At 43.8% G+C, this 13,970-nt stretch carries 12 protein-coding genes; 10 read left to right on the forward strand and 2 right to left on the reverse strand.

From position 1 onward, the window contains the following. Positions 1-73: 73 nt before the first annotated feature. Positions 74-853 carry a lantibiotic ABC transporter ATP-binding protein PsdA gene (psdA, locus tag BLL41_RS07390; protein ID WP_071577346.1) on the forward strand — a complete coding sequence of 260 codons (780 nt, stop codon included), beginning with the start codon at positions 74-76 and terminating at the stop codon, positions 851-853. Beyond that, positions 828-2,768 carry a lantibiotic ABC transporter permease PsdB gene (psdB, locus tag BLL41_RS07395; RefSeq protein WP_071577347.1) on the forward strand — a complete coding sequence of 647 codons (1,941 nt, stop codon included), beginning with the start codon at positions 828-830 and terminating at the stop codon, positions 2,766-2,768. Before psdA ends, psdB begins: the two co-directional genes overlap by 26 nt. Before the next feature lie 34 nt (positions 2,769-2,802). Here psdB and BLL41_RS07400 read toward each other — a convergent pair whose 3' ends face one another. Next, positions 2,803-3,780 (reverse strand): 2-hydroxyacid dehydrogenase, encoded by a 978-nt coding sequence (locus BLL41_RS07400; RefSeq protein WP_083427954.1) that lies wholly within the window; start codon positions 3,778-3,780, stop codon positions 2,803-2,805. Between the two features lie 382 nt (positions 3,781-4,162). Between BLL41_RS07400 and BLL41_RS07405 the strand changes: the two genes are divergently transcribed. Next, positions 4,163-4,753, forward strand: a complete 591-nt coding sequence (locus tag BLL41_RS07405; RefSeq protein WP_083427955.1) for a beta-class carbonic anhydrase — start codon at positions 4,163-4,165, stop codon at positions 4,751-4,753. 21 nt (positions 4,754-4,774) lie between these two features. Next, entirely contained in the window at positions 4,775-6,367 is a 1,593-nt protein-coding gene (locus BLL41_RS07410) for a SulP family inorganic anion transporter (RefSeq protein ID WP_014665482.1), read from the forward strand. A 27-nt stretch (positions 6,368-6,394) separates the two neighbouring features. Here BLL41_RS07410 and BLL41_RS07415 read toward each other — a convergent pair whose 3' ends face one another. Beyond that, the gene (locus BLL41_RS07415) at positions 6,395-6,715 is read right to left on the reverse strand and encodes a MazG nucleotide pyrophosphohydrolase domain-containing protein (protein WP_071577350.1); all 321 of its coding nucleotides are present in this window, start codon (positions 6,713-6,715) and stop codon (positions 6,395-6,397) included. Between the two features lie 116 nt (positions 6,716-6,831). Here BLL41_RS07415 and BLL41_RS07420 point away from each other — a divergent pair, with 116 nt between their 5' ends. From BLL41_RS07420 to mdxG, 6 genes are all read left to right on the forward strand, one after another. Continuing rightward, complete coding sequence (locus BLL41_RS07420; RefSeq protein WP_071577351.1) at positions 6,832-7,407, forward strand: LOG family protein; 576 nt, start codon at positions 6,832-6,834, stop codon at positions 7,405-7,407. A gap of 199 nt (positions 7,408-7,606) precedes the next feature. Next, positions 7,607-8,557 (forward strand): LacI family DNA-binding transcriptional regulator, encoded by a 951-nt coding sequence (locus tag BLL41_RS07425; RefSeq protein ID WP_071577352.1) that lies wholly within the window; start codon positions 7,607-7,609, stop codon positions 8,555-8,557. A gap of 110 nt (positions 8,558-8,667) precedes the next feature. Continuing rightward, the gene (gene mdxD, locus BLL41_RS07430; protein WP_071577353.1) at positions 8,668-10,437 is read left to right on the forward strand and encodes a maltogenic alpha-amylase; all 1,770 of its coding nucleotides are present in this window, start codon (positions 8,668-8,670) and stop codon (positions 10,435-10,437) included. 95 nt (positions 10,438-10,532) lie between these two features. Next, the gene (mdxE, locus tag BLL41_RS07435) at positions 10,533-11,786 is read left to right on the forward strand and encodes a maltodextrin ABC transporter substrate-binding protein MdxE (RefSeq protein WP_071577354.1); all 1,254 of its coding nucleotides are present in this window, start codon (positions 10,533-10,535) and stop codon (positions 11,784-11,786) included. Positions 11,787-11,825: 39 nt separating this feature from the next. Then, a complete protein-coding gene (gene mdxF / locus BLL41_RS07440) occupies positions 11,826-13,133 on the forward strand; it encodes a maltodextrin ABC transporter permease MdxF (RefSeq protein WP_071577355.1) in 1,308 nt (435 codons plus the stop codon). Then, complete coding sequence (mdxG, locus tag BLL41_RS07445; protein ID WP_071577356.1) at positions 13,134-13,970, forward strand: maltodextrin ABC transporter permease MdxG; 837 nt, start codon at positions 13,134-13,136, stop codon at positions 13,968-13,970. It begins immediately after the preceding gene.

The raw sequence follows: 13,970 nt of genomic DNA on the forward strand, positions 1-13,970 counted from the left end.
GCGGAATTGCAAGAAAGTTCGATGGGAGGATGCTGACTTCCTTTTTATAATAAAGAAAAAGGAGGAGCAGAACATGAACGTGTTGCAAACAACGAACCTATCGAAAACGTACTATTCAAATAAAGGGACAATCTCATATCAAGCGCTCAGCGCCTTTGATCTCAGTGTGGCAAAAGGAGAATTTGTCGGGATTATGGGGCCGTCTGGAAGCGGAAAAACCACGCTCCTGAATTTGCTGGCTACCATTGATAAGCCGACGCAGGGCGAGATGATGATCAACGGCATTCAGCCGAAAACGTTAAAGGACCAGGATCTGGCTATGTTTCGCAGAAGAGAACTCGGCTTTGTCTTTCAGGACTTTAATCTGCTTGATACGCTGACGATACGTGAAAATATTCTCTTGCCGCTCGCATTGGATAAGGTAAAGCTGAGAGAAATGGAAGCCCGTTTGGATGAACTGGCGGATACGCTGCAAATCAAGCATATTCTTGACCACCGTACATACGAGGTGTCGGGCGGGCAGCAGCAGCGGGCAGCTTGTGCCAGAGCGATTATTCACAACCCGGCCCTCATTCTTGCAGATGAACCGACAGGAAACCTCGACTCAAAATCGGCAAAGCAAGTGATGAACACACTGGCTCAGCTGAATGAAGAAAAGGAAGCGACGATTTTATTGGTTACGCATGATGCCACAGCGGCAAGCTTCTGTAAACGGATTGTGTTTATTAAAGACGGACGTTTCTTTTCAGAGATTCACAGAGGAACAAACAGGCAGGTGTTTTATCAAAGTATATTGGATACCTTGAGTGTGTTGGGAGGCGATTTTCATGAATTTGAGAACCATCGCCCGTAAAAACATTCTTGGGAATCTGCAACGATATGTTGCCTACTTTTTAAGCTGTGTGTTTGCCGTTTCGGTGTTTTTTGTCTTCACATCTTTTATTTTTCATCCTGATGTCAATGAAGACAATATATATGGCGGAAGCCTTGTCAAAACATGTTTGAGCGCAGCTCTTGTCGTCATCATTGTGTTTTGTATATTTTTCATCACATATTCCAATTCGGCGTTTTTACAGGCAAGAAAGAAAGAGTTTGGCCTGCTGACGCTGTTTGGCACATCAAAGCAGCAGCTTCGCAAGATGATTTATTATGAGCAATCACTTATTTCTCTTGCAGCGATTGCGGCCGGCATTGGAGCAGGCCTTTTATTTTCAAAACTGTTTTTTATGATCATGACATGGATGCTCAGCGTGAAGGTGCCGATTTCGTTTGCCATTGTACCGAAAGCGTTTGTGATGACAGCTGTCGGCTTTCTCATCCTGTTTCAGACGCTGCTCATTTTATCACTGGGGCGGATTCGGAAGCTGGAAATCATTGAACTGATTAAATCGGCCCAAAAGCCGAAAAGCCTGCCGGTCTATTCGAAATGGCTCACTGTGCTGTCTTTGCTTTGTCTTGGCAGCGGCTATTACTTATCTGCAACAGCCAATGCGATCGATATGATGTTTCGTGTCTTTCCAATTTTGATTTTAGTATTAATCGGGACGTATTTCTTTTTTACCCAAAGCAGTGTGGCGTTCTTCCGCATGCTGTACAGAAAGAAAAACAGCTTTTATAAAGGCACGAATATCATTGTGCGTTCCAACATGATATTCAGGCTGAAGGATCATGCACGCATGCTGTTTTTAACCTCTGTCATTACAGCGGTTATACTCACGGCTACAGGTGTCATCTATATGTTTTATTCCGATTTACAAACGCAGGAGGAGCAAAGCATTCCTCAGTCTGTTTCCTGGGTGGAAAAAGACGCGTCGCGATTTCAGGTCATGAAGCCTGAGACGGCTGAGCATACATTGAAAAAAGCTCATGCTGTTATCAAGTATAAGGTCGATACAACAGGGATTCCGGTCACTTTCCAATCAGATTTGCCGTATGGAAACAAGAAAACAGAAACGGAAGCCTTACTGATTCCAGCAAATATCTATAATCAAGTCGCAAAGGAAAAAGGGTTCCCAGTTATTCATTTAGAAGAAAATGAGGCATTTATCAATGTTCCTTTTCAAATGATGGTGAAAGACACATTTGGAGAAGGGGAAACAGCGGCATTTCATATGAAGTCAGGAAAAACACTTTCCTACACTATGAAAAAGCAGCAAAACAAAGGGATACTGATGTCAGTCGACGGAGTCAGCCGTTTATTGGTTGTCAGCGAAAAGAGCTTTGACAGTCTGACACAGAATGTGCCGCTGAAGGAACAGATGAGAGTGGTAGGTTATGAGCTTGAGCATTGGCAGGAGACGGTGGATGTCTCTGAAAAGCTTGAAAACATGGTGCCGAAAGAACATACATCTGATTTTCAAACACGTGCTCCAAGCTATCAAATCGTGAAGCAGGGAGTTGCATTAATGCTGTTTATTGGTCTGTTTGTCAGCGTGCTGTTTTTTATCGTGCAAGGAAGCATGCTGTATTTGCGGATGTTTACAGAAATAGAAGATACAAGAGTGCAAGTTTTAGCATTAAAGAGAATGGGAATTACGGACAAAGAGATTCACTCGATCCTTGGAAAGCAAATTGGATTTTTGTTCTTCATCCCATTTATTGCGGGTACAATTCACGCCGGCTTTGCGTATGCAGCGTTAAGCAATATGCTGAATTCCAACTTATTTCTTGAGGCTGTAATTGTCATCTTCATTTATTTTGTGTTCCAGGCTGTTTATTATATCGTTACCCGCCATATTTATAAGCGTGCTGTTCTTCAGCATAGGTAATATGAAATCCGGTCTGTATCAGACCGGATTTTTTTTATTGAAATTCTCTTGTAAGATTTTTCGGTGTTTGTCCTTGAATGGCTGCGATCATATTTTCGGCAGCCTGTTTGCACATGTTGAACCGCACTTTAGCTGTTGCTGAACCAATGTGAGGAAGTAATGTGACATTATCCAACTGTAAGAGCGGGTTATCTTGGGTAACAGGCTCTTTTTCGTATACATCTAAGCCGGCTCCTCTGATCCAGCCTTCCTGAAGGGCGCGAATCAGCGCTTTTTCATCAACTGTCTTTCCCCGGGAAATATTGACGAAAATTGCTGAATCCTTCATCATCTTAAATTCACGTTCTCCTATCATTTGGTACGTTTCATCTGTCAGCGGCGTAATGAGCAGAATAAAATCAGATTGCTCCAGCAATGTATCAAGCTCAGCGTACTTAACGCCGATGCTGTCTTCCGTTTCTTGTTTGCGATGGCGGTTATGATAAAGCACTTCCATATCAAAACCAAATTTGGCGCGTCTCGCTGCTTGTTCGCCAATTCTGCCCATGCCGATAATGCCTAACGTTTGATGATGAACGTCAACTCCGAAAAGCGCTTCCTCTTCAACGGTTCCCCATTTTCCCGCTCTGACAAAACGGTCCAGTTCGGCAACACGTCTTGCGGAAGACAGAATCAAAGAAAAGGCCAGATCTGCTACTGTGTCATCCAGTGTATAAGGTGTATGAGTGCCGACAACTCCTCTTTCTTTCATTGCTTCTATTTCGAAGTTATCGTAGCCTACTGATTGGTTGCTGACCACTTTGAGCTTGGGCGCGTGTTCAAGCAATTCACGATTGATTGACGGTCCCGACGTTCCTGACGTTAAAAGCCCTTCCGCATCTTTTAATTTCTCAAATAGCACATCGCTCGGAAGCGTATCCTCCTGCCATACTTCATAACGGCAATGTTCACCGATGAATGCTTCAATCTCTTCAGGAATCGGTTTTGTGATAAATACAAATGGTTTCAACAAGGCTCCCCCTTTATGGCTGTTGTCCATTTTATTATATCGGAAATAAATAGATGTTAAAAATATTGCTGCGTCCATTTTGATTTCTGGTTCTTTTGAACTTAAAATGTAGATAGAACAGCTAAATCCGCTTAAAAAAGTTTTTTAATTATCAGAATTCACCTATATTTTTTGTCAGACAAATCATCAATGTCGAGTTGGAGCCAGATTATAGGATTCAATAAATATAAATTTTATTATCTTTGAAAGATATAAATGTTTATGTTTTGATTCTACAGTCCAATTATAGTGTCTTTTTTTGAAAGCCTTTTCGCAGTGAATTCCTATGCTATAATTCCTTACTGTAAGCTGGGGAAGAAGGCTTGCAAAATCATATGGATGGGAGATGAATCAAATGGTTTCTTTAACATCAATTTTGGAACACAATCAGCGGTTTGTCAGAGAGAAGAAGTATGAACCGTACAAAACGACAAAGTTTCCTTCAAAAAAGCTCGTCATTGTCACCTGTATGGATACAAGGCTTACAGAACTTCTTCCGCAAGCAATGGGGCTTAAAAACGGTGATGCTAAAATTGTGAAAAACGCGGGAGCCATCGTTTCTCACCCATTTGGAAGCGTGATGCGAAGCATACTGATCGCGATTTATGAATTGCAGGCTGAAGAGGTTTGCATTGTCGGCCATCATGAATGCGGAATGTCAGGACTGAATGCTTCCTCAATTCTTGAGAAAGCAAAGGAACGCGGAGTAGAGGATAGCTGTCTGAATTTGCTGACGAGCGCGGGACTTGATTTGAAAACGTGGCTGACCGGTTTTCACAGCGTGAAAGAAAGCGTTTCCCACAGTGTGAATCTGATCAAGAACCATCCGTTGCTGCCGAAAAAGGTGCCGGTACACGGGCTTGTCATTCATCCTGAAACAGGAAATCTTGATGTGGTCATTAACGGTTATGAAACTGAGTTTATAAACAATCACTAATAAGGGAGGTTATAACAAAATATGCGATTCTCAGGGAGATTCAAGGGGTACAATTTACAGAAATTTCAGAAAGACTTGATTGCAGGTATCGTAGTAGGTGTCGTGGCAATTCCTTTAGGGATGGCGTTTGCCATTGCCTCGGGAGTCGAGCCTGAATATGGGCTTTACACTGTTGTTATAGCAGGGATTTGTATTTCTTTGTTTGGAGGATCCAAATATCAAATTGGCGGTCCGACAGGTGCCTTTGTCCCGATTCTATTCGGCATTATCATGCAGTATGGATTGGAAAATCTGCTGATTGCCGGGTTTATGGCAGGGGTGATGCTGGTGCTGTTCGGGCTGTTTAAGCTGGGAAAAATAATGAAATTCGTGCCAAAACCCGTTATCATCGGTTTTACAGCCGGAATTGCCGTGTTAATCTTTACAGAACAAATCGCTAATTTTCTCGGATTGAGAAATGTTGAAAAACATGAAAACTTTCATCACAACATGTTTGAAATTGTGCAGCAGCTCGGCACCTTTAACGTGTATGCCATTTTGACAGCTGTGATTGGGCTCGTCATTTTGCTTGTATCCGCCAAAGTGATGCCTAAAGTGCCGGGCGCTTTGTTGGCGCTTCTTATTTCCACAGTGGTCGCGGTTGTCTTTTTCCCTGACCGCATGGCAACGATCGGGTCAACTTATGGAGAAATCCCCCGCCATTTGCCTGAATTTCAGTTTCCTGAGCTTACTCTGGATAAAATGGTCATGCTGTTTCCCGCAGCGCTTGTCATCGCGCTTCTTGGAGGTCTTGAGTCGATTTTGTCAGCAATGGTCGCTGATAACATGAAGGGCTCAAAGCATGACAGCAACAAAGAGCTTGTCGGCCAGGGGATTGCGAATATGGCAGCGCCCTTGTTTGGCGGAATCCCTGCTACAGGAGCGATTGCGAGAACGGCGACCAATATTAAAAACGGAGCGGTCTCCCCTGTTTCCGGCGTCGTTCACGGTGTAGTCGTTCTCCTTGTCCTGCTTGTATTCGCGCCTTATGCATCCCATGTGCCGCTAGCCAGTATGGCGCCGATCCTCATGGTGGTCGCATGGAATATGAGTGAGCGCAAGGAAGTCGCAAATATGCTGAGACTGAAAAACGCTGATTCCTTTATTTTGGCGGCGACCTTCGCCCTTACGGTTCTGTTTGACTTAATCATCGGTGTGGCAACCGGATTGCTGCTTGCATTCGTGTTCTTTATCAGGAGAATGAGCGAAGCGACCCGCATCCACAATCAGGAATCGCATCCTGTTCTGGCGAAGAGAGAAGATCCATCTGTCAGCATGTATGCTATAGAAGGGCCGCTGTTTTTCGGATCAATTGATTCGCTTGAATCGTCATTGCTGGAGCATGTACAGAAAAAACCGAAAACCCTCATCCTGCTCATGAATAAGGTGCACTATATGGATACGTCAGCTGAAGCGGTGCTAGGGAACATTATGAATCGAATTAAACGCCACAATGGAAAGCTGATGATTGTAGGATTACAATCGCAGCCGAAGGAGCTGCTGCATAAAACAGGCCTTTTTCACAAAATAGGAAAGCAGCATTTCTTTGATCACCATGATGAAATCACAGGTTGAAAAAAGCGGCCATTGCGGCCGCTTTTTTTATGCATGCTCAAATCGTTTTGTCAGTTTTTCTTGGTGGGCCTTCATGACGTCTTCTAAAGAGACACCATACATATCAGCAAGAATGGCGATATTTCCGATGACATCTCCCATTTCTTCGATCAATTCTTGTTTTTTCTCGGCGCGTGACGATTCTTTCTGATCCGGCCGGTCTCTGCCGATTTCATACGCCCTGACAGCACGGGCCAGTTCTCCGGCTTCCTCCATTAAAAAGCCGACCCGAATAAACGGCCCGTATTCTGTCCAGCCTCTTTTTTCGTAAAACTCTTTCATCCATTTTTCTGCATCAGCCAGCTGCAACATCATCACTCCTGCATTCTTTATGTATTTCATATTGATATTATCACATGAAGATGGGACAATATATAGTGTCTTTCGAGATGTTTAACACGATATATAGATGCGGAGATGACAAGATGAAAACCATTTGTGTATTTGCAGGGTCAAACCCAGGGGGAAATGAAGCGTATAAAAGAAAAGCGGCAGAGCTTGGCACGTACATGGCTGAGCAGGGAATCGGGCTTGTCTATGGGGGCTCCCGCGTAGGCTTGATGGGCGCGATTGCTGACGCGATTATGGAAAACGGCGGAACTGCAATCGGGGTCATGCCAAGCGGTTTGTTCAGCGGGGAGGTTGTTCATCAAAACCTGACTGAGCTGATTGAAGTAAACGGGATGCATGAACGAAAGGCTAAAATGAGCGAGCTGGCGGACGGTTTTATCTCAATGCCGGGAGGGTTCGGTACATATGAAGAATTATTTGAAGTGCTTTGCTGGGCGCAGATCGGCATCCACCAAAAACCAATCGGACTGTACAATGTAAACGGATATTTTGAACCGATGATGAAAATGGTGAAATACAGCATACAAGAAGGGTTTTCTAACGAATCGCACCTAAAACTGATTCACAGCTCGTCACGGCCGGATGAGTTAATTGAGCAAATGCAAAATTATTCTTATCCGATTTTAGAGAAAAAGTGGACGGAAATTTAAAAAGATCCTTTCTTGTGAAGGGCGTATCTGGTCTCATTGCCGGGCAGAGAATTTATTAAAAATCGAGTTTTTTAACAATGTGAGGTTTCCTGAAGGAAATCTCTTTTTTATTTCTCTTTTGCCTGCATTGTATATTTAGCAGTAATAGAGGACTTTTTCACTAGTTTGGATAATAAGCACAGTTAAGGAGGGGATGAAAATGGCAACGTTGTCAGATGTGGCAAAAAAAGCTAATGTTTCGAAAATGACGGTATCACGAGTGATCAATCACCCTGAGACGGTAACAGATGAATTGAAAAAGCTTGTTCATTCTGCGATGAAAGAGCTGAATTACATCCCTAATTATGCGGCAAGAGCGCTCGTGCAAAACAGAACACAGGTTGTGAAACTATTGATTCTTGAGGAAATGGATACGACAGAACCATATTACATGAACCTGCTGACCGGAATCAGCAGGGAGCTGGATCGCAATCACTATGCTCTCCAGCTTGTGACAAGAAATTCTCTCAATATTGGCCAATGTGACGGCATTATTGCCACCGGCTTGAGAAAGACTGATTTTGAAGGTGTAATAAAAGCGTTTGAGAAGCCGCTCGTCGTATTCGGGCAAAATGAAATGGGCTATGACTTTATCGATGTGAATAACGAGAAAGGCACTTTTATGGCAACCCGCCATGTGATGGGGCTGGGTGAGCGGGAAGTGGTCTTTTTTGGCATTGATTTAGATGAGCCTTTTGAACGTTCAAGAGAACAGGGGTATATACGGGCGATGAATGAAAGCTTTAAAAAGTCGAATATGTTTCGGATCGACAACAGTTCTAAGAAAAGTGAAGGCCTTGCAAGAGAACTGCTGACATCCATGGACAATCAGGCGGCATTTGTCTGCGCATCTGATCGAATCGCGCTCGGCGTTATTCGTGCGGCACAATCTCTTGGAAAGCGAATTCCAGAAGATGTGGCGGTTACCGGGAATGACGGTGTGTTTCTTGATCGCATCTCCTCGCCGCGGTTGACTACTGTCAGACAGCCTGTTGTTGAAATGGGAGAAGCCTGTGCGAAAATGTTACTGAAAAAAATGAATGAAGACGGTGCTGCTCAAGGAAGCCTATTTTTTGAACCAGAGTTAATTGTACGAGAATCAACGCTGTAAACGCCTTATTCTGTTATCGGTAACAGGGGGAAAAGGATTGTTCCTGCTATTCCGTCATGATACTTTCACTATGAGCCGGCTTCAATAAGACGGAAATCAAAGGGGGATACATGATGGAATATGCAGCGATTCACCATCAGCCATTCAGTACTGATGCTTATTCTTATGATGGGCGGACAGTGCATATCAAGATTCGGACGAAAAAAAATGATGCAGATCACATTCGAGTCATTTGGGGTGATCCCTATTGGTACAACGACGGCAGGTGGTTGGCAAACGAGCAGCCGATGAAGAAAATTGCCGCAACAGACGTGCATGACTATTGGTTTGCTGAAGTGGTGCCGCCATTTAGGCGTTTACAATATGCGTTTGTTATAACAGATGATCATGAAGACATCTTTTTCGGAAGTTCGGGTGTATGCTCTTATAATGAAAAAACATTGGAGACAATCCATTATTACTTTAAATTTCCATTTGTTCACGAGGCTGATACATTTCAAGCGCCTGAATGGGTTAAGTCAACGGTTTGGTATCAAATTTTTCCGGAGCGTTTTGCAAATGGACGAGAAGACTTGTCACCGAAGAATGCATTGCCGTGGGGGAGCACGGACCCAGACGTTAATGATTTTTTTGGAGGAGATTTGCAAGGGATTGTTGACAAGCTTGATTATTTAGAGGATTTAGGGGTGAACGGCATTTATCTGACGCCGATCTTTTCCGCGCCTTCTAATCATAAATACGACACACTGGATTACTTTTCTATTGATCCGCATTTTGGGGATCCCGAGCTTTTTCGTACATTGGTCAGCCAGCTTCATCAGCGGGGGATGAGAATTATGCTAGATGCGGTTTTTAACCATATAGGAAGCGCGTCTCCGCAATGGCAGGATGTCGTCAAAAACGGAGCTCAATCCCGCTATAAAGACTGGTTCCATATTCACTCTTTTCCTGTCAGAGAAGACAATTATGACAGGTTTGCTTTTACAGCTGATATGCCGAAGCTAAACACGGCGAATCCCGAGGTGCAGAAATATTTGCTTGATATTGCTTTGTACTGGATTCGGGAATTTGACATTGACGGCTGGCGTTTGGATGTCGCAAATGAAGTGGATCACGTGTTTTGGAAGACATTCAGGAAGGCTGTATCAGCAGAAAAGCCTGATGTTTATATTTTAGGTGAGATCTGGCATTCTGCCGAACCCTGGCTTAGAGGGGATGAATTTCATGCGGTCATGAACTACCCTTTTACAGAGCCTATGATAGAATACTTTGCTGACCAGACGATCCCAGCCTCACGTATGGCCCACCGTGTCAATGCGCATTTGATGAATGGGATGAAGCAGGCCAATGAGGTGATGTTTAATTTACTGGATAGCCATGATACAAAGCGCCTTTTGACCAGATGCGGCAATGATGAGAAGAAAGCACGCGCGTTGCTGGCCTTTATGTTTGCCCAGACAGGCTCACCATGCATCTATTACGGAACGGAAATCGGGCTGGACGGCGAAAATGATCCATTATGCCGGAAATGTATGGTTTGGGAAAAGGAAAAGCAAAACCAAGACATGCTGCGATTTATGAAACGGTTAATTGCTTTACGCAAGCAGGAAAACACTTTATTGACTGAGGGACATCTTGAGTGGAATCTGCTGGACGACAAAAATGATTTTATCAGCTTTTCGCGGACTCTCGATGAAAAAATACTGATTTATTTCTTTAATCAGGGGAATGCAGTTCAACACGTCAGTTTACGAGATTTGAATATTGAAAGGAATAAGAAAATCTGCGATGCATGGACAGAGCAGCCGTTTCATCATCACGATGTCATTGCCGTTCAGCCGGGGGAATTTTTGATTTTGAGTGCTGCCGCTCCTGTATAACATTCTGTTATCGGTAACAAAGCGAAAGTTGTTGTAACCGCTTTCTATAGGACAATACAATTGTTATAGTTTCGTAAATAGAAGGGGGAAAAGAGATGGTTCTTTTTAAAAAGGGGTTCGCCATATTGGCGGCATCATTTCTGGCAATCGGCCTTGCCGCCTGCTCAAGTTCAAAAAATCCAGCAAGCTCTGATGGCAAAAAGGTGCTGACTGTGTCTGTCGAGGAAACGTATAAAGAATATATTGAAAGCATTAAAGCAAAGTTCGAAAAAGAGAATGATGTCACAGTGAAAATTGTTGAAAAGCAAATGTTCGAACAGTTGGAAGCACTTCCTCTTGATGGCCCGGCGGGTAATGCGCCTGATGTTATGCTTGCTGCATATGACCGGATCGGCGGTTTGGGACAGCAGGGGCATTTGCTCGACATTAAGCCCTCTCATACAAAAAGCTTTGGAGAGAAAGAAATGCAGCAGGTGACAGTTGACGGCAAAGTGTACGGAATGCCGCTAGTCATTGAGACACTTATTTTGTATTACAACAAAGATCTTTTAAAAACAGCACCAAAAACATTTAAAGACCTTGAAAAGTTAACGGAGGATCCCCGATTCTCGTTTGCTTCAGAAAAAGGAAAATCAACCGGATTTTTAGCAAAATGGACTGACTTTTATATGTCGTACGGCTTATTGGCTGGATACGGCGGATATGTATTTGGAAAAAACGGCACAGATTCCGGGGACATTGGCCTGAATAACAAAGGTGCTGTGGAAGCGGTGAAATATGCAGAGAAATGGTTTAAAACCTATTGGCCGAAAGGAATGCAAGACAATTCAAGCGCAGACGACTTTATTCAGCAGATGTTTTTAGAAGGCAAAGCGGCTGCGATCATTGGCGGACCGTGGTCAGCTGCCAACTATAAAGAAGCTAAATTGAACTACGGAGCGGCTCCCATTCCGACATTGCCAAATGGAGAAGAATACGCCCCTTTTGCCGGCGGGAAGGGCTGGGTTGCCTCGAAATATACAAAAGATCCCGAGCTGGCTGAAAAATGGATTGAGTATGCTGCAAATGATGCCAATGCTTACGCTTTTTATGAGGATACAAACGAAGTTCCAGCCAACACTGCTGCAAGGAAGAAAGCCGATGAGCAAAAGAATGAACTGACGTCAGCTGTGATTAAACAATATGAAACAGCAACGCCGACTCCAAATATTCCGGAAATGGCTGAGGTATGGACAGGAGCGGAAAGTTTGATTTTTGATGCAGCTTCAGGAAAAAAATCCACACAAACAGCAGCGAATGATGCTGTAAACACCATAAAGGAAAATATTAAAGAAAAGTATGTGAAATAAAACGGCGGGATAGCGTCCGGAAGAATAGAGGGCGGAAAAATGAATAAACATCACACACTTGCAAAGCAAAAACGAAAGGCAGGGCTTTTATCGATTATTCCAGGACTTGGGCAGATTGTGAATCAGCAGTTGTCAAAGGGGATCTTATTTCTTGCCATCACAGGCTTGTTTGCTTTTGAATTATGCGTTTTCGGTATTCAGGCGCTAACCGGATTGATGACATTGGGAAGTGTTCCCGGTGAAGACCACTCGCTGTTTATACTGATTGAAGGCACGCTGCAATTGATCGTGACGGTGATTTTCCTCATGTTCTATATCTTTAATATTCATGATTCGCGTAAGACCGCCGCAATGAAAGCGGCGGGTTTGGAGGTCAATACAACGGCCAAGGATATGCTCAGTTATGCCGGCGATAAAGGGTTTCCATATCTCTTTACACTGCCGGCATATATCATGATGGTATTTGTGATTATCTTTCCGGTTTTGGTAACTCTGTTTGTTGCATGTACAAACTATGATTTTTATCATATACCGCCTAATCGTCTGATTGACTGGGTCGGATTCAAGAATTTCTTAAATATTTTTTTCCTCGGCTCCTATCGTGAAACATTTGTAAATGTACTCGGCTGGACGGTCATCTGGACAATTTGTGCAACAACGCTGCAAATCATTTTAGGTATTGTGACCGCCCTTTTCGTCAATCAGGATTTTATCAAAGGCAAGCGGATATTTCGAATGATTTTCTTATTTCCATGGGCTGTTCCGGCGTTTATTACAATCATGAGTTTTTCCAACATGTTTAACGACAGCATAGGAGCGGTGAATGCACAGGTGATTCCACTATTCAATCACCTGCCGTTTGTTGAGCTGCCTGCGATCGCGTGGAAGACCGATCCTTTCTGGACAAAGACAGCCCTCATTATGATTCAGACGTGGCTAGGCTTTCCATATATTTATGTCATGGTAACAGGAGTGCTTCAGGCGATTCCAGGTGAATTGTATGAAGCGGCAAAGATTGACGGGGCCACTTTTATTCAGCGTTTTCGGCATATTACATTTCCGATGATTTTATTTGCGACAGCACCCGTGATGATTACTCAGTATACGTTTAATTTCAATAATTTCTCGATCATCTACTTATTTAATGAGGGAGGGCCAGGCAGTGCAGGAGCCGGGGCCGGGTCAACCGATATCTTAATTTCGTGGATTTATAAACTGACAACAGGCACATCACCCCAATATTCTGTTGCGGCGGCTGTTACACTGTTAATTTCTTTCATTGTCATTGGAATTTCACTGATTGCTTTCAAAAAATCGAATGCTTTTGGCAATGAGGAGGTTATGTAGGTGAACGCAAGAACTGCCAGATTACTTAATAGAATCTGTACGTATTTCTTTTTGACGCTTTTAAGTATTGTCATTATATATCCGTTGCTGATTACGGCATCATCAGCCTTCCGTGTGGGGAATTCGGCGGCTTTTCAGCTCGATTTTTCGGGTGCTTGGACATTGGATCATTTTAAGCGGCTATTTGACGAAACGCTTTATCTCAATTGGTACAGCAATACACTTGTCATCGCGCTATCGGTTATGGTTTTGCAGGTTGCGATCGTGACGCTTGCCGGGTACTCGTACAGCCGCTATCGGTTTGCGGGCAGAAAAAAGAGCCTGGTATTCTTTTTAATCATTCAAATGGTGCCAACGATGGCAGCGCTGACTGCTTTTTATGTCTTGGCGATGCTGATAGGCGCACTCGATCAATACTGGTTTTTGACAGCCATCTATATCGGCGGCGGAATACCGATGAACACGTGGCTGATGAAAGGTTATTTTGATACTGTGCCGAGAGAAATTGATGAAGCCGCGCGAATTGACGGAGCGGGACATCTGAGGATTTTCGCTTCAATCGTTCTGCCGCTTGTTAAGCCAATGCTCGCGGTGCAAGCGCTTTGGGCGTTTATGGCACCGTTTGGCGATTATTTGCTGGCAAAGTTTTTGCTTCGCTCACCGGAAAGGCTGACCATTGCTGTAGGGCTGCAGTCCTTTATTTCAAATCCGCAGCAGCAAAAAGTCGCTCTATTTGCGGCTGGTGCCATCCTTGCCGCACTGCCGATATGCGTTCTATTCTTTTTTCTCCAAAAGAACTTTGTGTCCGGTTTGACAGCCGGCGGAACAAAGGGGTAA

This window comes from Bacillus sp. FMQ74, from assembly GCF_001875785.1.
GTDB classification, from domain to species: domain Bacteria; phylum Bacillota; class Bacilli; order Bacillales; family Bacillaceae; genus Bacillus; species Bacillus stercoris.

Bases quoted from the DNA above. Each gene is read 5' to 3' on its own strand.
- psdB (WP_071577347.1), top strand. From the start codon at position 828: ATGAATTTGAGAACCATCGCCCGTAAAAACATTCTTGGGAATCTGCAA.
- mdxF (WP_071577355.1), top strand. From the start codon at position 11,826: ATGAATAAACATCACACACTTGCAAAGCAAAAACGAAAGGCAGGGCTT.
- BLL41_RS07425 (WP_071577352.1), top strand. From the start codon at position 7,607: ATGGCAACGTTGTCAGATGTGGCAAAAAAAGCTAATGTTTCGAAAATG.
- psdA (WP_071577346.1), top strand. From the start codon at position 74: ATGAACGTGTTGCAAACAACGAACCTATCGAAAACGTACTATTCAAAT.
- BLL41_RS07420 (WP_071577351.1), top strand. From the start codon at position 6,832: ATGAAAACCATTTGTGTATTTGCAGGGTCAAACCCAGGGGGAAATGAA.
- mdxE (WP_071577354.1), top strand. From the start codon at position 10,533: ATGGTTCTTTTTAAAAAGGGGTTCGCCATATTGGCGGCATCATTTCTG.
- BLL41_RS07405 (WP_083427955.1), top strand. From the start codon at position 4,163: ATGAATCAAATGGTTTCTTTAACATCAATTTTGGAACACAATCAGCGG.
- BLL41_RS07410 (WP_014665482.1), top strand. From the start codon at position 4,775: ATGCGATTCTCAGGGAGATTCAAGGGGTACAATTTACAGAAATTTCAG.
- mdxD (WP_071577353.1), top strand. From the start codon at position 8,668: ATGATGGAATATGCAGCGATTCACCATCAGCCATTCAGTACTGATGCT.